The sequence below is a fragment of the Leptolyngbya sp. PCC 6406 genome (assembly GCF_000332095.2).
Classification (GTDB): Bacteria; Cyanobacteriota; Cyanobacteriia; order Phormidesmidales; family Phormidesmidaceae; genus PCC-6406.
The window spans coordinates 5,024,383-5,045,305 of sequence record NZ_KI913949.1 but is presented as its reverse complement, the minus strand read 5'-3'; the positions used below and the strand labels follow the sequence as shown (position 1 = coordinate 5,045,305).

The 20,923-nt window shown below is 56.3% G+C and carries 19 protein-coding genes and 1 pseudogene; 10 read left to right on the top strand and 10 right to left on the bottom strand.

Going from position 1 to position 20,923, the window contains the following annotated elements; genetic code table 11:
* Positions 1 to 976: 976 nt before the first annotated feature.
* The 4 genes from LEP6406_RS0222585 to LEP6406_RS0222570 all read right to left on the bottom strand — a co-directional run bounded on the left by LEP6406_RS0222585 (position 977) and on the right by LEP6406_RS0222570 (position 4,628).
* Entirely contained in the window at positions 977 to 1,321 is a 345-nt protein-coding gene (locus LEP6406_RS0222585; RefSeq protein WP_008309546.1) for a DUF1815 family protein, read from the bottom strand.
* A 429-nt stretch (positions 1,322 to 1,750) separates the two neighbouring features.
* Positions 1,751 to 2,491, bottom strand: a complete 741-nt coding sequence (locus tag LEP6406_RS0222580; protein WP_008309544.1) for a DUF1995 family protein — start codon at positions 2,489 to 2,491, stop codon at positions 1,751 to 1,753.
* 17 nt (positions 2,492 to 2,508) lie between these two features.
* Positions 2,509 to 3,681 (bottom strand): cysteine desulfurase family protein, encoded by a 1,173-nt coding sequence (locus LEP6406_RS0222575; RefSeq protein WP_008309543.1) that lies wholly within the window; start codon positions 3,679 to 3,681, stop codon positions 2,509 to 2,511.
* A gap of 107 nt (positions 3,682 to 3,788) precedes the next feature.
* Positions 3,789 to 4,628 carry a metal ABC transporter permease gene (locus LEP6406_RS0222570; RefSeq protein ID WP_008309541.1) on the bottom strand — a complete coding sequence of 280 codons (840 nt, stop codon included), beginning with the start codon at positions 4,626 to 4,628 and terminating at the stop codon, positions 3,789 to 3,791.
* A gap of 129 nt (positions 4,629 to 4,757) precedes the next feature.
* Here LEP6406_RS0222570 and LEP6406_RS0222565 point away from each other — a divergent pair, with 129 nt between their 5' ends.
* A complete protein-coding gene (locus LEP6406_RS0222565) occupies positions 4,758 to 5,246 on the top strand; it encodes a carboxypeptidase-like regulatory domain-containing protein (RefSeq protein ID WP_036028706.1) in 489 nt (162 codons plus the stop codon).
* A gap of 26 nt (positions 5,247 to 5,272) precedes the next feature.
* On the opposite strand, the gene LEP6406_RS29365 is transcribed toward LEP6406_RS0222565, so the two are convergent.
* From LEP6406_RS29365 to LEP6406_RS0222540, 4 genes are all read right to left on the bottom strand, one after another.
* Positions 5,273 to 6,013, bottom strand: coding sequence for a pentapeptide repeat-containing protein (locus LEP6406_RS29365; RefSeq protein ID WP_051463828.1), 741 nt, complete (start codon positions 6,011 to 6,013; stop codon positions 5,273 to 5,275).
* A gap of 180 nt (positions 6,014 to 6,193) precedes the next feature.
* On the bottom strand, positions 6,194 to 6,790 hold the full coding sequence (dcd, locus tag LEP6406_RS0222555; protein ID WP_008309537.1) for a dCTP deaminase: 597 nt from the start codon (positions 6,788 to 6,790) through the stop codon (positions 6,194 to 6,196).
* Positions 6,791 to 6,802: 12 nt separating this feature from the next.
* Positions 6,803 to 7,384: a P-loop NTPase family protein gene (locus LEP6406_RS0222550; RefSeq protein WP_008309535.1), complete on the bottom strand. Its 582-nt coding sequence runs from the start codon at positions 7,382 to 7,384 to the stop codon at positions 6,803 to 6,805.
* A 339-nt stretch (positions 7,385 to 7,723) separates the two neighbouring features.
* A complete protein-coding gene (locus tag LEP6406_RS0222540; protein WP_008309533.1) occupies positions 7,724 to 9,682 on the bottom strand; it encodes an ABC-F family ATP-binding cassette domain-containing protein in 1,959 nt (652 codons plus the stop codon).
* 1,069 nt (positions 9,683 to 10,751) lie between these two features.
* Between LEP6406_RS0222540 and LEP6406_RS0222530 the strand changes: the two genes are divergently transcribed.
* On the top strand, positions 10,752 to 10,949 hold the full coding sequence (locus tag LEP6406_RS0222530; protein ID WP_008309527.1) for a hypothetical protein: 198 nt from the start codon (positions 10,752 to 10,754) through the stop codon (positions 10,947 to 10,949).
* A 241-nt stretch (positions 10,950 to 11,190) separates the two neighbouring features.
* On the opposite strand, the gene LEP6406_RS29355 is transcribed toward LEP6406_RS0222530, so the two are convergent.
* Positions 11,191 to 12,366 carry a CHAD domain-containing protein gene (locus tag LEP6406_RS29355; RefSeq protein ID WP_008309525.1) on the bottom strand — a complete coding sequence of 392 codons (1,176 nt, stop codon included), beginning with the start codon at positions 12,364 to 12,366 and terminating at the stop codon, positions 11,191 to 11,193.
* Between the two features lie 463 nt (positions 12,367 to 12,829).
* On the opposite strand from LEP6406_RS29355, the gene LEP6406_RS29350 reads away from it, so the two are divergent.
* The 4 genes and pseudogenes from LEP6406_RS29350 (at position 12,830) to LEP6406_RS29345 (ending at position 15,248) form a co-directional block, all read left to right on the top strand.
* Positions 12,830 to 14,188 (top strand): serine hydrolase, encoded by a 1,359-nt coding sequence (locus LEP6406_RS29350; protein WP_008309524.1) that lies wholly within the window; start codon positions 12,830 to 12,832, stop codon positions 14,186 to 14,188.
* Positions 14,189 to 14,342: 154 nt separating this feature from the next.
* The gene (locus LEP6406_RS34510) at positions 14,343 to 14,492 is read left to right on the top strand and encodes a hypothetical protein (RefSeq protein WP_155834748.1); all 150 of its coding nucleotides are present in this window, start codon (positions 14,343 to 14,345) and stop codon (positions 14,490 to 14,492) included.
* A 42-nt stretch (positions 14,493 to 14,534) separates the two neighbouring features.
* A pseudogene (locus LEP6406_RS35535) lies at positions 14,535 to 14,660 on the top strand (helix-turn-helix domain-containing protein); the annotation flags it as partial.
* Positions 14,637 to 15,248, top strand: coding sequence for an HARBI1 family protein (locus LEP6406_RS29345; protein WP_317133874.1), 612 nt, complete (start codon positions 14,637 to 14,639; stop codon positions 15,246 to 15,248). The pseudogene LEP6406_RS35535 and the gene LEP6406_RS29345, both read left to right, overlap by 24 nt.
* Before the next feature lie 151 nt (positions 15,249 to 15,399).
* Here LEP6406_RS29345 and radA read toward each other — a convergent pair whose 3' ends face one another.
* Positions 15,400 to 16,851 (bottom strand): DNA repair protein RadA, encoded by a 1,452-nt coding sequence (gene radA, locus LEP6406_RS0222510; RefSeq protein WP_008311272.1) that lies wholly within the window; start codon positions 16,849 to 16,851, stop codon positions 15,400 to 15,402.
* Between the two features lie 204 nt (positions 16,852 to 17,055).
* Here radA and rpaB point away from each other — a divergent pair, with 204 nt between their 5' ends.
* From rpaB to LEP6406_RS0222490, 4 genes are all read left to right on the top strand, one after another.
* A complete protein-coding gene (gene rpaB, locus LEP6406_RS0222505) occupies positions 17,056 to 17,784 on the top strand; it encodes a response regulator transcription factor RpaB (protein ID WP_008311277.1) in 729 nt (242 codons plus the stop codon).
* A 47-nt stretch (positions 17,785 to 17,831) separates the two neighbouring features.
* A complete protein-coding gene (plsX, locus tag LEP6406_RS0222500; RefSeq protein ID WP_008311279.1) occupies positions 17,832 to 18,866 on the top strand; it encodes a phosphate acyltransferase PlsX in 1,035 nt (344 codons plus the stop codon).
* Positions 18,867 to 19,865 (top strand): beta-ketoacyl-ACP synthase 3, encoded by a 999-nt coding sequence (locus tag LEP6406_RS0222495; RefSeq protein WP_008311280.1) that lies wholly within the window; start codon positions 18,867 to 18,869, stop codon positions 19,863 to 19,865. It abuts the gene before it with no gap.
* A 147-nt stretch (positions 19,866 to 20,012) separates the two neighbouring features.
* The gene (locus LEP6406_RS0222490) at positions 20,013 to 20,909 is read left to right on the top strand and encodes a metallophosphoesterase (RefSeq protein ID WP_008311282.1); all 897 of its coding nucleotides are present in this window, start codon (positions 20,013 to 20,015) and stop codon (positions 20,907 to 20,909) included.
* Positions 20,910 to 20,923: the final 14 nt, after the last annotated feature.

Below are 20,923 nucleotides of genomic sequence, written 5' to 3'. Positions count from 1 at the left end.
ATAAATTGCCCTGGCTCATAGCAGAAGTCCGTTAAAACGGACTTGCCCCTCTATCCCCAGCCCAGCTCCCAGTCCATTTTTAATGGACTTATAGCGGTTCCCTAATGGATGAGGTACAGCTCAACTTGATGGCAATTCGGGGAACAAGGGGCTTAAGCCCCTTGCCTGTACTTAACCCGAGTGAGAACCGCTATAAGCCTGTTAGCCGGGACTTTTGAATTCCCGGCGGGGTGACAGCGCTGATACCGAATTGACGTTGGGCACACGACTTGGAAGGTTACGGAGAATCGAGCCCGTTGACCGCTGGCTGAGCGGAGTCGTAAGTCTTTCAGACAGGCTTTGCCAACGCTTTAGTGTCTCCCGAAGGGAGAAAGCCAGCCACACCACCGGGTTCTGCCCGTTCCCTAGCCCCTCTGGGGCGGCAAAGCCAACGACTCCGTTGCTCCCTAGGGGAGCCGCTAACGCGAACAGGGAACTGGATGTGTGTATGGAGACAACGACGTAGCAAGCTTTTCAGCTTGTTTCAAGACATAACCTTCCAAGTCGTGTTAGGCAAGGTTTAGAAGACACTTGCGCGAACAATGGCATTCGTGCCAAGGCAAACATAAGTGAACATGAGTGTCTTCAGGCGCGCTTGTGCACCGCCCCCGAACTGGTGGCAGCCGATATCAATGTCTGTATCGAAGGTATGGGCCTTCGGGCAACGGGTCGTTGCTTTCAAAAGTCCCATATCATGATAAGTGAGTGGACATAATTAAATGCTGTCATTCCGACGCAAGGAGGAATCTCGGACTCCGCCAACGACTGAGATGTCTCGACTTCGCTTCGCTCCGTTACTCCGTTGGAGTCGCTCCGCACCATGACAGAACTACGTTTATTAATGTCCACCTACTTAATAGACTGGGAACAGCGCTTGGCTGAGCAGCAACACTGGTCACCCTCAGTTCCCGAGCCGTTCGAGGTGACCAGTGCCCAGTTAACGGGTTGGGACAGCGGTGGGGCGATAGTCTGAGGGCTTAATCTGATATTTGACCAAGTTGCCTAGCTCTTGGAGCTGGCTAATGGCCTCAGCCCCTTCTAACTTCATCAGTTCCCGATCATCCCGCATTTCCGTCCAGGTAATGCCGTAGTCAGAGACTAAAAATCGGATCAAGTGGTCGTCCCCTAGACTGACCATGAAGGAGGCACTGTTCATCTGCCCGCCGCAGGTATAGCAGGACGCCAAATACCCTCGCCGCTCTAGCACTGTGGCCAGAGCCTGCAAGTTCATGACGAGATCTTGAACGAATCGCCTATGCTGTTCCGCTAGTCTGATGAACATAGCTGTCCTCCTGACTATGATTTTTAAATTGTATACGCATTTTTTAATATTGTTTTAAACGCTATGGCTTCATCGATGGGGATTGGCTGCATCGATGGGCATTGAGCAGGGTTTTTGGAAAAAGTCCAGAGTTCGTACTGTAGCAGGTGTGTCCGAGTTATGCCACTGGGGCATGGGTTCAAGGCGAAAAAAATCCTTGATATGGGGCAACACTACCCCTCCCAGGATTGGATTACCCCACGGTTTCTCTAGGAAGGCGATGCGCACTAACCTTAACGGTGCAACTTGAAAATGATTGTATCTTCCGTAACAGTCCTAGTCCTTCCTTGAGGCTGGTACAGGAAGGCAGACGGATAGTTCTCCGTCCATGATTTTCTAGCGCCCCCCTTCGCTGTTAGGTATGGGGTTTTACCTTCGTCTACCTGTGCCCTACTGGCTGAGGGCGCGGAGGAAGCCTTGGAGCTCGGCGAGAAAGCCTGCTTTTTTGGGCTTAGCCTTGAGGGAGGTATCGGGGTTGGCAGAATCTTCCTCTGCTTCGGCACTGAAGAGTTTCTCTAAGGCTTCTCCGGAGGGTTTCTGGGGAAAGTCTGCCAGCAATTCATACCCGTCGTCGGTGGTTTCGCCCCACACCTGCCAAAGCCCAGGGTAGGCCCGTAGGATGGTGGCTCCCTCTAAGGGTTGCAGATAGTAGATGGTTTCCAGAGTGCTCAGGAAGCGCTCTCGCAGTTGCCGCCCCGTGTAGCCGATACCGATGGTGGCGATGTCTTCAAGTTTCGGGTTGAGCATAACGACAAAGCGCCCCGTGGCCTCGTTGCAGAAGGATTCCACATCATTTACCTCTACTGAGGAGGGTTCGATGATTAGAAAGGCTTCGTCATCGGCTTCGAGGCGACCCTTCATTTCATTAATGCCGCGAATACTAAAGTCGGGGTTGCCCCAATCTCGCTTGGCTAAGGCAGCGGCTCCGGCATCGGGGAAGTACACCTTAAATTGCAGGCCCATTTCTTCAAAGAGGGGATAGAACTGCTCTGCTACGGGCTGGATTTTTAGCTCAGGGATGGCGATGTCTACCACAATGCGGGATACCCCGGCCTCAATGGCGGCGCGGGTGGCTTGGCGGGCTTGGTTTACGGCGGCTTCGAGGCTGCTGGGGACTCCGGGCTGGGTCATGGTGCTCTACGGGCGAACTACAAGCGACAAACGAGGGAAGACAAACTGCGGTCGAGGACTTGCCGCAATACGAGGGCAGTCCAGTCGATGTCAGCCTCGGTGGTGTGACGACCGAAACTGAGGCGAATGCCACATTTGGCGGCGCGATCGCTGTACCCCATGGCGGTCAAAATTGGGCTGGGACTCAGCTTACCACTGTGGCAGGCGGAGCCCGCACTGATGCCAATCCCTGCCAGATTCATCTGACGCACCAGGGTTTTGCCGCTGACGGTATCACCATCGGCGGCGGTGATACAAAAGCTGGCGTGGTGGGGTAGGCGCTGGCGGCGATCTCCCGTTACCGCCAACTCTGGCAGGTTTTCTAACTGGGCTAATAGGCGATCGCGCAGGTGAATCAGCCGTAGGGTTTCCGTGGGCATTTCCTCGGCGGCTAGGGCTGCGGCTGCCCCAAATCCGGCAATACTGGGTAGGGCTTGGGTGCCGGAGCGTCGCCCCGCTTCCTGACCGCCACCTCCTAGTAAGGGGGTGAGTTCGAGTCCCGGTTTTACATAGAGGGCTCCTGCGCCCTGGGGACCGTAGATCTTGTGGCTAGAGAGGGAGAGCAGATCTACGGGAAGGGTGGCTAGATCAATGGGCAACCGTCCTGCTACCTGTACCGCGTCGGTGTGGAACCGGGCTCCATGGGCTTGGGTGATGCGCCCCAGTTCCTCAATCGGTTGCAGGGTACCGACTTCGCTCTGACCGTAGATGATGGATACCAGCACTGTGTCTCGCCGTAAAGCCGCCTGCAAATCCGCTGGACTCACTCGACCTTGGGGGTCTACGGGCAACCAGGTGACATCCCAACCCTGGCGCTCTAGCAATCGGGCGGGCTCTGCGATCGCGGAATGTTCCACCTGAGAGACGATCAGATGGCGGGGCTGGGTATAGCTCAAGGCCACCCCCAGGATGGCCAGGTTATCGGCCTCGGTGCCCCCAGCGGTAAAGACAATGCTATCTAGGGGGGCATTGAGCAATCCTGCCACTTGGCTGCGGGCCTGCTCTAGCACCATCGCCGCCCGGTTGCCCCACTGGTGCAGGCTAGAGGGATTGCCCCATTGTTCTGCCATGACCGCCTGCATAGCGGCAATGGCTTCGTGGCGGGGGGGCGTGGTGGCGCTGTAGTCGAGGTAGATTTGCATCTTCAGCATGGATGCCGTTCTGGGGATTTGACTCGATCCTAGCAGGGCGGGGCAGGTGCCCTAGCTTCCAGGAATCAAACGTTCTTCTAGCGTTCTCACATCCCTGGGCTGGATTCTCATCCCAACTGTCGCCACCAGCGCCCTAGGAGTCCTTGGCTAGGGCTGGCAAGAAGGCTGAACCAGAAGACGCCGAAAATGGTGAGGGCGATTGCGGCTCCCGATGGCAGGTCTAGGTAGTAGCTGAGGTAGATGCCCACGACGCTGGTGAGAATGCCAAATAGGGCCGATAGTCCCAGCAGGCTATGGAGTTCCTTGACCCAGAGGTAGGCTGCGATCGCGGGTCCGACCATCATGGCTACGACTAGGATTACCCCCACGGTTTTTAAGCTGGCGACAATGGCCAGGGTGGTGGCCACCGTCAACCCACCGTCAATGATCTGGACTGGGAGACCCATGGCCTGGGCTCCGGCCCGGTCAAAGGTGAAAAACAACAGTTCCTTATAAAACAGGCGGATCAGCACTACGGTCACGATCGCGATCGCACCCACCTGGGCAATGTCGCTGCGGGTGACGCTGAGGATATCCCCAAACAACAGCGCCTCTAGGTTCAGTTGGGACTGAAACAGGGTGATAAACACCACCCCCAGGGCAAAAAAGCTCGCTAGAATCAGGGCCATAATCGCATCCGCCTTGATGCGAGAGTGCGATCGCACCCAGGCAATCACCGTAGTACTTAGCAAGCCAAAGCTAAAGGCTCCGATGATCAGCGGCCAACGCAGCGCATGGGCCAGCACCAGACCGGGCAATACTGAGTGGGCCACCACATTGCCCATCAGGGACATCCGCTGCACCACCAAAAACGCCCCCATTACCGGGCATAGCACCCCCACCAACATCCCCGCCAGCAGCGCCAGCCGCATAAAGTCGTAGCCCAGCGGCACAGTTAACCAGTCCATAGCCCTCCCAGAGTGCTCACCATCCCAGCCCCTATGCTACGATGCCGCCGTATAGAGACTGGGCCTCGGTCCCCAGCCCAACCCAGTTACTCTGGGACCATGACCACACTGGGATTCACCTAGGAGTCCATGATGAAAACGATAAAGATGCGGATTTTAGGGTCGTTACTTACCCTCTCTGCCACCCTGGGCATCGCCTCTGCGGCTTGGGGTCATTCGGTCGAGACCGACTATTTTGTAGATTTATTTTCTGACGAGTTGGCCTTTACCTCCACCTACAGCACCGGGGAACCGATGGCAGAGGCCACGGTAACCATCTACGCCCCCAATAACCCAGATATTCCCTGGCAAGAGGGCACCACGGATGAAGGTGGGAACTTTGCCTTTTTGCCCGATGAATCGATCCCAGGAGACTGGAGAATTGAGTTTGGCCAAGGCGGTCACCAGGACATTTGGGTCATTCCCGTCACGGGCAATGGCATCGACTACGAAAACATCAGCCAAGATTTCCATCAGGACATCCACTACGCTGAGCTAGCCCCCGAACTCCTGGGAATCAGCGCCGCCCTGGGCCTGGGAATCATCGTTGTCGCCACCCGCCGCCGCCTTTCCCATTAGCCGGGCTGAGGAATCCGGCCTGGGGATCACTCGGGGCAGTCGGCGTTATTCACGCTGCCGTCGGGCATCGTGGTGCGGCAAAACCGAGTTCCCTCTAGGCCATTTTGACCCAGGGTGGCCCCCAGCAGCAGGGTATCCGTGAGGTCTGCCCCGGAGAGATCGACGCCAAACAGCCGTGCCCCGGAGAGATCGGCCCCGGTCAGATTGGCATTGGTCAGGTCAGAGCGAATCAGGTTGCTCTGGTAGAGATCGCTCCCGCTGAGATTTGCCCCTACCAGGGTGGCACGCCCGATGGAGGCCCGAATTAGAGAGGCTCCAGAAAGGTCGGCTCCAGTCAAATCAGCGCCCTGGAAATTGACCTCTAGGCCATAGACATCCCGCAGGATGGCCCCGGTCAAGTTGGCCTGATTGAATTGCACCTTGGTCAGGGTGGCGTCGGTGAAATCCGTCCATTGGGCGGAGGCGTTGGTGGCGTTCGCTTGGGTCAATAGCGCCCGGTTGGCATTGGCCCCATCCAGGATCGCCTGCCGCAGGTCGGCCCGGTTCAGATTGGCCTGCTGCATCTGGGCTTGCCCTAGGTCGGCCCCCTGGAGGTTTACATCCCGCAGGTTGAGTCCCTGCAAAACCTGGCCCCGCAGGTCACAGTTGGTACAGTTGCGGGAAATGATCAGTTGCTGGAGGGGCGTGAAGGTCTGGGCAACAGCCCCGGTCGTCATCCCTACCGCGATCGCACCCCCCACCAAAGACCGCCGAAGAATTCGCCCCATCTGCCCAAGGGTGCAGTGATGCAACTTATGCGACGGTAGACAACCTCGAACTGTCATGGGGATCCTCCGCTGTTGCGTCTGTTTTGTCGTAACCACCGTAGTGTTAGGCCGCCCCATATAACGCTACCCATAGTGTAATATCCCATGCATATTTTCTTGGGGGAGGTCTTATTGGAGTAGCTATACCTTGGCTAAGGTTACCTGTTCCGGCTGATCCTGGTACTTGCCTCGGCGGGTCTCGTAGCTAACCTGGCAGGGTTCCCCCTCAAAGAAGAGTAACTGCACGACGCCTTCACTGGCATAGATGCGACAATCGGCACTGGAGGAATTGGAAAACTCCAGGGTCAAGTGCCCGCGCCAGCCCGCTTCAGCGGGGGTGAGGTTGGCAATGATGCCACAGCGGGCATAGGTGCTCTTGCCAATACAAATGACACTGATATTGTCGGGCACCTGGATTTTTTCCAGGGCTACCCCCAGACCGTAGGAGTGGGCGGGCAGGATGAAATAGCTGCCGTTATTGTCCGTCCGTAGGGTGGTGGGCTCTAGGTTGTCGGGGTTGAAGTTCTTCGGGTCTAGCACTGTGCCCGGAACATGGCGAAAGATGCGAAACTCCGCTGGCGACAGACGGATGTCATAGCCATAGGAGGACAGGCCGTAGCTGATCACAGGTCGGGAGCCGCTGCTGTCTAGATCCACGCGCCGCACCAGTTGGGGCTCAAAGGGCTGGATTAATCCCGCCGCCGCCATGGCCGAAATCCACGCATCATTTTTAATCATGTTTTTTCCCGGCTAGGGCAACAACTGACGACGAAACTCGGTGACTTGATCTGCGATCGCAAGTAATGATTCTGGCATCTCCGGCCCTGTCATCACCACATCCACCTGGGCAGGCCGCTGCCGCAAAAAGGCCAGCACCTCCGTCTCCGCCAGCAGCCCCCAGTGAATCGCTAGGCTCAACTCATCTAACACCACAAGACGATGGTTTCCCTGCATCGTCACCATCTGAGTATGGGACCAGAGTTGCGCGATCGCAGTTCCCTCCGCCTCCGACACCCGACCCTCATGGATACAACTGGGGATGTCTGCCCGTAGCCACTCTAGGTGCTGTCCCAACTGCATCGGCTGGTCGGTGCCCTGATGGATCCCCCCCTTCAGGAACTGTACTACCAGCACCGGAGTCCCCTGGCCCGCTGTGCGCATCGCCTGCACCATGACATTGGTAAAAAAACTGCGATGGGAAGCGGTAAAAACCTGGATCGTGCCCGATACCGCATGGAGGAGAGGATGGGATGGCTCCTTTGGCTCGGTCTCCGACCATCGCGATTTTGGTACTGGAAAGAGCGTAGCCGGAACCCGGAGTTGAGAGACCATATCTACGGCGATGGGGTTTTCGATTGGCTAAATATAGCGCACTTTCTCCCCTGAAACGCCCAAACACTCTAGATGTGCAAAAGTAGGTCAAGCGAACTACTTCATTAAGTCGGAAGTCCTCTATCCACCCACTTCCCCAATAGCAGTCACCCACCCAGAGGGCATAGGACAGGCAAGGGATTGCCCCTACGGCATTAACCTCAATCTTGGATTTCCCGGCACTGGGTAGGGCGGGTTTTGAGGTTCCCATCCTGGATTTCCCGACCAACACGAGCCAAACCCGCCCCTACGGCGACACCCTGCATTGGGCGCGGAAACCGCGCCCCTACCCCATCACCCTCACACCCCATCACCCCGCTCCGCCAACTCCATCCACCGCTCCGTAGCGGTATCAATGGTATGGGTTAGTTCCGCCAGCCGTGCCGAGAGCGTCTGGATCTCGCTGTACCCACTGGGGGCATTGTGATAGAGGGTTTTCTCAATAGCTGCTTTCTCTGCCTCCAGTTTAGGGATTTGGGTTTCTAGCTGCTCATATTCCCGCTGTTCCTTGTAGGAGAGCTTCTTGGATGTTGGACTCGTGGCGGTCGTGGCGGTCGTCACGGGAGGGGTGACTGGGGCAGCCGCCATTGGGGAGGGCTGACGGGTGCCCACCTTTTTGCTCTCCTCCGTCTGTACCTTGGCCGCTGCTATCGCCGCCTGTCTGTAGTCCAGATAGACCGAATAGTTGCCGGGATATTGGCGGATGTTACCCCTGGTCTCAAAGGCAAACACGGTCTCGACGGTGCGGTCTAGGAAGTAGCGATCGTGGGATACCACAATGACGCAGCCGTTGAACTCCTCTAGGTATTCCTCCAGCACCGCCAGGGTTTGCACATCCAGATCATTGGTGGGCTCGTCCAGGATCAGCACATTGGGAGCCTGCATCAGCACTTGCAGAAGAAAGAGCCGCCGCCGCTCGCCCCCAGAGAGTTTGTGCAGGGGGGCATATTGTTGATTGGGGGGAAATAGAAACCGCTCCAGCATTTGCGACGCAGTGATCACGCTGCCGTCCACGGTTTGTACCAGTTCTGCTGTTTCCTTCAGGTACTCGATTACCCGTTGGTCAGGATTCTTGATCACGTCTTCGGAATGCTGGTCAAAGTAGCCGAAGTGGATGGTTTCGCCGATTTCCACGGTGCCCGCATCGGGCTGTTCTCGCCCGGTGATCAGGTTCATCAAAGTGGACTTGCCCGCACCATTAGGGCCAATGATGCCGATGCGATCGCGGGGATTAAAAATATAGCTAAAGTCGTTGATCAAAATGCGATCGTCATAGCCCTTAGTGACCCCCGCCAGCTCAATCACCTTCTTGCCAATGCGGCGGCCTACGGTGGTGATATCTACCTTGCCTAGGGTTTCCTTAAACTCACGGTTTTGCATTTCATCAATGCGTTGAATGCGAGCCTTTTGCTTTGTGCTACGGGCTTTAGGGCCGCGTTTTAACCATTCCAGTTCACGCCGCAAAACCCCCGCGTGCTTCCGTTGGCTGCTGACATCCGAGGCTTCTGCATCAGCCTTTTTTTCTAGAAAGTAGCTGTAGTTGCCGGAATAGCCGTGGAGGTCGCCCCGATCTACTTCCAAAATGCGGTTGGTCACCGTGTCGAGAAAGTAGCGATCGTGGGTGATCAGGAGCAGTGCCCCGCGAAAGCCGTTGAGATAGCTCTGTAACCATTCCACCGATTCCGCATCTAGGTGGTTGGTGGGCTCGTCCATCAGCAGAGCGTCGGGATCAGAGAGGAGTGCTGCCGCGATCGCAACACGCTTGCGGTAGCCCCCCGACAGAGTCCCCACCCGAGCCTCAAAGTCCTCGATGCCCAGTTTGGTCAGCACCGCCTTGGCGCTGGTTTCCAGATCCCAGGCTCCCGCCGCCTCAATCTTTTCCGTGAGGGTTGATAGTTTTGCCAGCAGGGTATCCATGTCCCCCTGCTCCCGTGCCATACGGTGGGAGATCTCCTCATACTTACGGATCAGGGCCATCTGCTCCCCAGCATCAGCAAACACCTGTTCCAGCACCGTGCGATCGCCCTCAAACTCCGGCTGCTGCGGGAGATAGACAATCTTGGCCCCCGCATTGCGCCAGATCTCACCGCCGTCGATGGGCTCCAACCCTGCGATCATCTTTAACAGTGTGGACTTACCAGAGCCATTGGTCCCAATTAGCCCCACCTTGTCCCCTTCTTCCAGGCTGAAGCTAGCCTCACGGAGAATTTCCTTAATACCAAAGTCTTTCTTGACCGATTTCAGCGTAAACAGGGTCATAGCAGCGTTCAAAGGGGCTAGCGTTCAAAGGGGCTCATGAGAGGGCCTAGGACCAGGAGGGCGGGCGGGGCTACGCGACCCACCAGATACCCGCCACTAGAGACTCGCTCACCATACCAAGGGTGAATTCCCGCAAGATGAGGTTCAGAGTCCAGTCACCTAGTCTAGCGTTTTGCCCCAGTGCACACTGTCGTCACAGCTGCATCTCATTTCCCAGAATGCGCTGAAAAGTCGGTTTTCGGTACAGAATCATCACAATTCCGCCTCTGTATCTCCTTCTTGAAGTAGGGAGATCATGCCCAAATGGAACCATTTGTTAACGAATAAAAAGTAACGATTTAATTTCATTGAGAGAAGTAATCTTTGTTTCATCGAATCCTGTTCTAGACTAAGAATGTCTAAAGAAAGTGAATCAAAAGTACACAAATCGGTTAGTAAGCACTCCGGCTTTCCTTTAATCCTCGTTTATCTAGTGGTCCCTATGAACACCGAAAATAAAAGCCTTTACAATTTTGTTGTCACCCCTGGCACCCGCGACCACAGGGGGTTTTTTGTACAAGATGGCACCTATGATCTGCTGCGGGTAGAGCCATCTGGCTGGGCCTTTATCTGTCTAGACAACCACGTTTGCTACTACGTTGACCCCGAGAATATGCTGGAAGTTTGCAATTTGGAAGATGCTTGAGTTCAAGGATTTTTGGGACTGGTGCAGTGGTGCTTTCCAGTCCCAAAAGATCGCTATATCGCCTGTTTTGAGGGCCGCGCCACAATGCACCTAAGGGTTTGGATGCGCTAGACTGTCACCCTGACGCAGCCCTGTTTAAGGTTTAACGCATCCTTAGATAGGACTCAGGTCGCAGGTCTGTTCCAGCCCACTTCCAAATTGGGTTATGAAATTCGTCTACGTACATTGGAAAAATGCCTTGTAGGCATTTGATCACAAAGTTTGATCACAAAGTTAATTGTCCCCACGCTCTAGGCAATGGGGGCGACTATTGTCGCTCCTCAGTTCCCATCCTAAATATCCTGGATTTTCTCCAGGATAGTGGTGATTTCAGAGGTTAAAACCATGTTTAAATCTGCTTATTCCGTCTACGTTTCTTCCCTGGCTATTGAGCTGCACCCCTGCAAGCAGTCCGATTTAGCCCGAGGCCGTTTAATTTGTCGGCAGTCAAACTACGACAGCATCCTCAGATTTGCTAGCAATTTAGCCGCCCATCATCGCGTTCCCCTGCTTAACTACACCGAAGCAACAGGTCAGATCTAGGCCGATACTCTGCACAACCCTCGTGCGTCACCGCGTTGCGGGACGCACGAGGGTAACTCACTCTAGTACCGCAGGGCGTAAATCAGTCCACTATTGTCGCACCAGCCTAACCTTTTTCGGGCACCTCTCCCCTTGGGAGAGGGCTAGGGCTTCGGCGTGAGCTCAGCCGAATGGTGAGGGGCCGAGTGTGCCACGATGGAACGGCCAGGGTATTTCCGCCGCAGAGTACTAGGGCTTCAATTTAGCCTTCGGTATCTTTGGGTTTCTGGGTCGTGCGCGATCGCGACCGGCTTGTGGTGCGCTTCGTTGAGGTCCGGCGAGGGGTCTTCTTCTCAGGCTCCGCCGCTGTTGAAGATTCTGGTGATTTTGGGGAATCTGTGGCCTTTGGGGCTGTCTCAGTGGGTGAAGACTTAGTCACAGCAGGCTTAGTCGCAGAAGATGTTGCTGCTACAGGTGCTTCAATCCCTGGGACTAGGAGAATGTGTCGCAGCGCGTCCCGATGGACCGGGTCCAGATAATACTGCTGGAGTGGTTGCCACTGGTGCCATGCCCGATGGCGGCTGTCGATGAGTAGCGCCTTCAGGGTGGGTAGGGTGGTTTCCCATTGGGGCACGCTCTTGGTCAGGAAATCCCCCAGCACCCAACCGTCCTGCAACTGGCCCAGAATCTCTTGGAGGCTTTGCAGTCGTGCCAAATCTGTTTGGAGGCGATCACCATAGTGGTGGCTGAGGAGGTTGAGCTGGTAGCGGACCCGCTTCACCTGTTTACGGAGGCTGTGGAGGGCGAGGCCAGCGTCTTCCACCCAGTAATCAATGACTATGGGCTCTAGGGACTCGAGGGGTTGGAGTTGGTTGCCCACCCGATGGGTGGCTACTAGCCAGCCGGGATGGAGCCAAAGTTGGCTGAGCAGGGGTAGCACTAAGTCCGGCAAGACTGTGGTGAAGGGCTGGCTGGCAGTGATGCGATAGACGGGGGTTTCGCTCCAGAGGGCGAAGGACTGTTTGAGGGCTTGGTAGCTATCCCCTTTGAGGGTGGTCTTGACCCGTTTATAGGCCCGCTGTCGCCCTTTGCCTAAGTTCTTGAGGACTCGCTTGAGCACCTTACCTTCAGTCTCCGGGAGGTCGGGGAGGTATTGCTCTGCCAGTAGCGTGGTGGTGACATCTAGATCGCGCAAAGCCCCTAGCCGATGGGTGATTTTGGCCACGTCCGCTTCTTGGGCGGTCTCAGGCAGGGTAATCGCGGGAGCAAAGACTTGAAGGGCTGTCTGCAAACGCCGCATATTGACCCGCATTTGGTGAAGATTTTCCGGGTCTTTGTCCTTCAAGACCGCCTTTTCGTAGCGAATGGCTTTCTCGAAATAGCCACTAATGGCTTCGATCGCGATCGCGCCCATGGCTGGAATTGGTGTAGCAGACATAGGGCCTCCATAAAACGTGAAAACAGCAGGTAGATTAACGTCACCTTATGGGTAGGCGGACGATTATTAACCTGTTCCTAACCTAACGCAGAGAACGCATCCTGTTTCCTAACGCGGACTGTAGGATCTGGCTGGGTGAGTCGGCGAAGGCCGACTTCATTGGTATAGCTGGTATAGCAGTGGTTTTAACTGCCGTGAGCGCCAATGTTTTGTCAGTCAACTATGGCGGTTCTCCTTCGGGTTAAGGACAGGCACGGGGCTGAAGCCCCTTGTTCGCCGAAGTGTCATTCAGTTGAGGTATCCCTCATACATTAGGGAACCGCTATAGCCCCAGAACGCCATGCCCAAAACCGCAGGAGTAGTGCAGGGGACATCTCTTAGTCCAGACTGAGGAGATAATTTACAAAATATGTCAATCTAGTCGGTGTGTTTCCATGATGATTCAGGCGCTATGAGGTGACCGATGGGGTGGCTTTGGTATCCGTTCGCGATCGCATTTAATACTGTTGCCCTGACGGTAGCTGCCGCCGTGGTGTATCCCACCCTTGCTCTGGCCCCGGATGAAGTAGATCATCCTCTCTTGGCCCAGATGGGGCGCACCAAGGATATTCGGACTCTGCACTGGCTCCAGCAGCAGGCACAGCGGGAACTGGCCCAGGTGTCGCCACCCCGCCTGAGTCAAGATTTCCAGGCATTGGCCCCCTATTTTCTCTGGACCCAAGTGGTCTATCGCCTAAATCAGCGCGTTGATCAGGAAACCACCGCCGCTGCTGATTATGAGCGCGCCCTAGAACTGGCAACCCAGGCCATCATCACTCGCAACCAAGCCCGTGAAGAACCGGCCTCTGACCAGCCGCTCCTCCAGCAAGAAGCCTATCTCTGGCAGGCCGCGATCGCGCAACTGGAGCAAATTTCCCCCCATTCCCTCATGGCGGAGGCTGCCGCCACTAAAAAGGCCGAATATATTGCCGCCGCTGAGCCCGTCGCCGTCCAGGTGGAACTGACGGAATCCGACTTCCTTAAGGCGATTGCCGAAGCCACCGGACGCCCCGGCGCGATTCGCATTACCCTCTGTCACCTTTCTGGGGCCTGTCGCAATTACCAGGGGGACGTGCCCCCTGCCAGCCCCGCCAGTCTAATCAAGTTGCCCGTGGCGGTGGCTCTCATGGACAAGGTGGTGAAGGAGGGCATCGATCTGGATCAGCCGGTCTATGTCGAGCCCTACAACTGGACTGAAAATGCCAACGGGGCCAAGATCTTTGTGGATCGGGAATACCCCTTGCGGGAGGTAATGGCCCGCATGATCAAGGAAAGTAATAACATTGCCACCAACCAATTGGCGGACTATATCGGCTGGGAAACAATGAACCAGACCCTAGAGGAGCGGGGGTTTCCCAATACCACGGTGAATACCAAGCTGGCGGGAGACTCCACGCTGCCATCTGTGAACCGCAACAGTGGGGGTGGCCCCAATACTATGACCAGTAACGAGGTCACGGAAATGATGCGCCAGATTTACACGTTTGCCCATCCGGGCGATGAGGAGATCCTAGACGCCTTGGTGGGGCAGTACGACTGGGATTTTGGCTACCGGGCGGTGAATCAGCTTAGAAATAAGCGGGTGGCCTGGATTGGTGAAAAAACGGGGCAAAATTCCAGGGTCATTGGCAGCACCTTGGCCGTCAAAATTGACGACGAACGTTATGTCATGACCGTCACCATCGACAACAGCGGCAACCAAGTCATGCTGCGGGAGGTGATCCAAGGGGTGATTCAACATGTGCTGGATGAGGGACACCTTGTCACCCAGAATCGCCAATAGAGGACGAACAATTCCAGCAGGGCGGGTTTTGAGCCCCCCATTCTGGATTTCCCAGTCAATACGAGCCAAACCCGCCCCTACGGTGACATTCTGCATTAGACCTGTTGTGAAATAGGGGATAATAGCCTCTAGAGCTAGTTAACCTGGTTGTGCCGTGCTGAACCTCCAACGTGCCCTCAAGAGTGACCGCCTGCTGCGGGCTTTGACCGGTTTGAACCGGAAAGCCTTTGAGGAACTGGAATCCACCTTCGCTCAGGTGTTGGCCCATGCAGAGGTTCCCCGTCGGAGTCCCTTACCCCGTTAACGGGCCACCGGAGCCGGACGAAAACCCAATTTAGCAACGGTCGAGACCAAACTGTTCTTCATCTTGTTCTACTTCAAGGTGTATCCGACCTTTGATTTGGCCGGTGTCCTGTTTGACCTGGATCGCGCTCAGGCGAATCGTTGGATGCATCGCCTCCAACCACTGCTGGAGGAAGCCCTGGGTGAAAAAATGGCGTTGCCGAAACGCAAATTGACCAGTCTTGAAGAATTTATCGAAGCCTTTCCCGAGGTGGAACGGGTGATTCTTGACGGGACTGAACGCCCCATTCAGCGGGCCAAAGACCGGGACCAACAGAAGGAAGATTACTCAGGCAAAAAGAAGCGCCATACCCGCACCCACCTGGCTGGTGTCGCCCCAGACCGCCAGATTCTCGTATTCAGCACCGCCTATCCCGGTAAGGCGCACGACAAAGGCATTCTCAATAGCGAGGGATGGGCCGAGTGGATTCCTGATGACGTCAAAATCCAGGGTGATTCAGGCTTTCAGGGGCTGCAAAACGAGTATGTCAACGTAGAGATTCCACACAAGAAACCTAAGGGCGGACAACTCACCGATGAGCAGAAAGCTGAGAATCAAGCCCTCGCCCGAGAACGGGTCGTCGGGGAGCATGCCTTTGCTGGCCTAAAACGCTATGGGATTGCCGCCCAGGTCTATCGCAATCGCAAAGCGAACTTTGATGACCGCTCCATCTTCACAGCGGCAGGACTCTGGAACTTTTATCTGATGGCCGCTTAACCGAGGGAGAGAGGAAGGAAGTCGCCCTTGAAGGTTCTGACTGAGCACTATTTCACAACAACTCTATTGGGCGCGGAGACCGCGCCCCTACGGGATATTAAATTCAAAACTCAAAATTCTTGTCACCTGTCACCCACCCCCACCCCCTCCCTCAGCTACTACCTAGGGCCAAGGTGATCGCGTCCAAGACCCGGCTGACAGGCACCACTTCCAGGACGCTATCTACCCCTTGGCCCTTGGGCACAATGGCCCGTTTAAAGCCCAGTTTGGCGGCCTCTTTCAGGCGTAGATCCAGTTGGGAAATGGGGCGTACCTGGCCCCCTAAACCCACTTCGCCAATCAGCACTGTGTAGGGATCGACAATGCGATCGCGGAAACTGGCCGCCACCGCGATCGCAATCCCCAGATCCGCCGCTGGTTCCCCCACATTTAGCCCACCGGAGGAGGCCACATAGGCATCCAGCTTCGATAGGGGAATGCCCACCCGCTTTTCCAACACCGCCAGAATTTGCAGCAGACGATTGTACTCAATGCCCGTAGTGGAGCGTCGAGGGGAGCTGTAGCTGGTGGGGCTAACCAGGGACTGCAACTCCACCACCAGAGGCCGGGTGCCCTCACAGGCGACAATGGTGGCGATGCCGGGGACTGCCTCGTCCCGATTGCCCAGGAACAGCTCTGAGGGGTTCTTGACCTCCTCCAAACCCCGGTCCACCATTTCAAACACCCCCAACTCGTGGGTTGCGCCAAAACGATTTTTCACCGATCGCAGCAATCGGTGGCTGGCAAAGCGATCGCCTTCAAAATACAGCACTGTGTCTACGAGGTGTTCCAGCACCTTTGGCCCCGCGATCGCGCCCTCCTTAGTGACATGGCCGACGATGAAGAGGCTGATATCCTCCCGCTTGGCCACCTGCATCAGAGCCGACGTACATTCCCGCACCTGGGAGACGGATCCCGGTGCGGAGGTGAGCTGACCGTAGTAGAGGGCCTGGATACTGTCGATGACGGCCACCGGGGGGCGCAGCGCTTCTAACTCCATCAAAATGGTCTCTAGATCCGTCTCCGGCAGTAGATAGAGGCCATGGCCTGACCCCGTTTCTGCCTTGTTCTCCTCTCCAGAGACAGGCTTCCCCGTTGCTACCCGATCGATGCCTAGACGCTGCGATCGCAGTTTCACCTGCTGCCCCGACTCTTCCGCACAGACATACAGCACCCCCATCTCAGCCGCCAAGTGATTGGCCACCTGGAGCAACAGCGTCGATTTACCAATACCGGGATCGCCCCCCACCAACACCAGGGAACCGGGGACAATACCGCCCCCCAGCACCCGATCCAGTTCCCCATAGCCGGAGGGACGGCGGGGTTGGGGATGATCTTCAATTTGGGCCAACGTCAGGGACAGTCGGGGCTGACGCGGTTCTGCCTTAGCCGTAGTAGAGCGCGATCGCGATCCACCCGGACGAGCCGTCGTCGTCGTCGCCGTTGTAGGAGCGACCTGCTCCACCAAAGTATTCCAACTGCCACACACGGGGCAGCGACCAAAGTGCTGGGGCGACTCCGCACCACAGCCGGTGCAAATGTAAAGAGAGCGTGCCTTAGCCATCCTGAATCGGGAGAAACCTGAGGCCCTGCTTAATATTCCTTAACCGTAGCATCAAGGCTTACAGAAACCTTAAAAACCCTGAACACCCAGTCCTGTGGGGATCGCAATTTCATCAAACCGCCTAGAATAGCTTACGATTTTAACTATCAAACGTTAAAAATTGATCCATCCATCCCACTGAGTTCAGCAGGAGCGGCGAGACCCTTGGATAGCACCAAAGAAAAGATTCTGGTTGTTGACGACGAAGCGAGTATTCGCCGCATTTTAGAAACACGTCTGTCCATGATTGGCTACGACGTGGTCACCGCCGCCGATGGGGAAGAAGCCCTCGAAACCTTTCGCACCGCCCATCCCGACCTAGTCGTCCTGGATGTGATGATGCCCAAGCTAGACGGCTACGGCGTCTGTCAAGAACTCCGCAAAGAATCTGACATCCCTATCATTATGCTGACCGCCCTAGGGGACGTGGCCGACCGCATCACCGGCCTGGAATTAGGAGCCGATGACTATGTGGTCAAGCCCTTCTCCCCCAAGGAACTAGAGGCCCGTATCCGCTCCGTTCTGCGGCGGGTGGAAAAAGGTCACTCCACGGGCATTCCTAGCTCCGGCGTCATCACCATCAACAACATTCGTATCGATACCAACAAGCGCCAAGTCTACAAAGGCAACGAGCGCATCCGCCTTACAGGCATGGAGTTCAGCCTATTGGAACTGCTGGTGAGTCGTTCCGGCGAACCCTTTTCCCGCGCTGAGATTCTTCAAGAAGTCTGGGGCTACACCCCCGAGCGCCATGTGGATACCCGCGTCGTGGATGTCCATATCTCCCGACTGCGGGCCAAGCTAGAGGATGATCCCAGCAACCCAGAGCTGATCCTCACCGCCCGAGGCACCGGCTACCTGTTCCAGCGAATCGTGGAACCGGGCGAAGAGTAACCGGCTAGAACTGCTAGAATCTTTGAAGTTTTTACAGAATTCAGTTCATGGTAGCGACTCGGGCACGAATCGCCGTAGACGCGATGGGTGGCGATCATGCCCCCGCTGAGATTGTAGCGGGGGCTATGCGCGCTCAAGCTGAGCTGGGGGTCGATATTCTACTTGTTGGCGACCCAGATCAAATCCGCGCATCGGTTTCTGACCCAGACAGTCTCAGGATTTTAGAAATTGTGCCCGCTGAGGGCACCGTTGAGATGCATGAAGAGCCCCTCAGCGCTCTCCGTCGTAAGCCTAAAGCATCCATTAATGTCTCCATGGACTTGGTCAAACGCCAGCGGGCAGATGCCGTGGTGTCTGCCGGCCATTCGGGGGCGGCTATGGCAGCGGCTTTACTACGCCTAGGGCGACTAAAGGGCATTGATCGCCCTGCTATTGGGGCGGTGTTTCCCACAGTGATGGCGGATAAGGCAGTGCTGATTCTGGATGTGGGAGCCAATGTCGATTGTCGCCCTAAGTTCCTGGAGCAGTTTGCCGTCATGGGCACCATCTACTCCCGCTACGTTCTGGGCGTGGCAGACCCCAAAGTGGGGCTACTGAATATTGGCGAAGAACCCAGAAAGGGGGATGACTTGGCGGTGAGTGCCCACCAGTTAATGGTGGACAATCCCGTAATTCCCTTTGTGGGTAATGCTGAGGGTCGAGATGTGCTCTCGGGTCAGTTCGATGTGATTATTTGCGATGGCTTCGTGGGTAATGTTTTGCTCAAGTTTGCCGAAGCCGTCGGGGAAGCAGTACTGCAAATTCTGCGGGAGGAACTGCCCCAGGGTATTCGCGGTAAGGTGGGCACCTTGGTACTCAAAAACAACCTGCGACGAGTGAAGCAGCGGGTAGACCATGCGGAGCATGGTGGGGCACTTCTGTTAGGCGTAGCGGGAATCGCGGTAATTAGCCATGGCAGCTCCCAGTCCCCTTCGATTTTCAACGCCATTCGTTTAGCTAAAGAAGCAGTAGACAACCGGGTGCTGGACCGGATTCAGGCTCAGTATCAGCGAGTGGCCATGCCCGCCGCAGACGGAGATTAAATGGTGCAGCAAACACAACTCGGCGTCTCGTGGGTGGGGTGCGGCTCGGCCCATCCTGCTATGGTGCTCAGCAATACTGACCTGAGCCAGGTAGTGGATACCTCGGATGAGTGGATTACCACCCGCACAGGGATTCAACAGCGTTACTTGGCCCAGGGGGGAGAGTCCCTCAGTGCCCTAGCGGCCCAAGCGGGACAGGCGGCGCTAGAGATGGCCCAGGTGGATGCCACTGGGGTGGATCTGATTATTCTGGCCACCTCTACGCCGGACGATCTATTTGGCAGCGCATCTCAGGTGCAGGCGGCTTTGGGAGCCTCCCAGGCAGTGGCCTTTGATCTGACGGCGGCCTGTTCGGGGTTTGTCTTTGCGCTCGTGACGGCGTCCCAGTTTATTCGCACCGGAGCCTACCGCACGGTGTTGGTGATTGGGGCAGATATGCTGTCTCGCTGGGTGGATTGGACCGACCGCCGCACCTGCATTCTCTTTGGTGATGGAGCGGGGGCGGTAGTCTTGCAGGCTAGCGATCGCGATCGGTTGCTAGGCTTTGAGATGCGCAGCGATGGCACCATGAACGACTGTTTGACCCTAGCCTATGGGTCTGAGCCCCAGACCCTGATGGCGGACAAGACAGTCCAACAGGGCACGTTTCAGCCCATCACCATGAATGGTAAAGAGGTCTATCGCTTTGCGGTAAAGCGGGTACCGGAGGTCATTGAAAAGGCCCTCTTTCGGGGAGGGCTCACCGCTGGTGATATCGATTGGCTGGTCCTACACCAAGCCAACCAGCGCATTCTCGATGCGGTAGCAGACCGTATGGGTATCCCCTCAGAGCGGGTAATCAGCAATATGGCCCGCTATGGCAATACCTCGGCAGCGTCGATTCCCATCGCCTTGGATGAGGCGGTGCGCTCGGGGCGAATTAAGGCTGGGGATGTGATTGCCTCGTCAGGCTTCGGAGCAGGGCTAACCTGGGGTGCAGCAATTTTTGAATGGGGCTAAATTGGCCTAAGAGTCTGCCCTCTAGAAATGTCCTGATCAAATCTGTGAACTCGGCTCCTTGGGCCTGTCACAGTGAGACCTCAGATAGGTGCCTGGACCGTCTAAAGTGGGGCATTACATACGCTTTTTCTGGGTTTCTTACCCCCTATGCATTTATGTCTCTCGGGTCCCCTCACCACTGAGCAGGTCACCGTCCCCATTCCCGGATTGTCCGCTGCCCTAAAGGGGACGACCCTGGTGCAGTTCTCAGATTTTCACTTTGATGGCCTGCGACTTTCCCCCCGTTTGCTAGGGCAAGCCATCACCCGCAGCAACCACCTAGAGCCTGACTTAGTGGTGCTCACGGGAGATTTTGTCACGGAGGATCCAGCCCCTATCTATCCCTTGGCGACGAAGTTGAAGCAGCTTCGCAGTCGCCATGGCACCTATGCTGTGTTGGGTAACCATGATGATGTCACGCTGGAGGGGCGGCAGATGATCATGGATGCCCTCCGGCGGGCGGGCATCACGGTGCTGTGGAATGACATTGCCTACCCCCTGGGGCCAGATTTACCCTTAGTGGGGTTGGCGGATCTGTGGTCGGGACCGCTGCGGGCAAGGGATCTCCTGGCCCAAATTCCCGCCGATTGTCCCCGTATCTTGCTAGCCCATAATCCCGATACGGCGGCGGCAGTGATGGGAGATCGCGTTGATCTGCAACTCTCAGGCCATACCCATGGCGGTCAAATTCTATTACCGGGCATTGGCCCCCTGCCGCTTCTGGCGCGACGGCTGCGGTATTACCTGCCCCGCTGGCTACGACAGCATCTACCCTACTTGAACGATCACTGCGATCGCATCACCCGCCATTGGGAATGGGCCTCGGGCCTCCATACCGTTGGGGATAATTGTCTATACGTGAACCGGGGCTTGGGAACTTACTTCCCAGGCCGTTGGCGCTGTCCCCCAGAACTCACGGTGATCACCCTGACTCCGGCCCCTCAGCGACGCCTCCATCCAGCAGAGCAGAAGCGGGAAGCCGTGAATTTAACCCTTGCTGAATAGAGAGGCAATCCCAG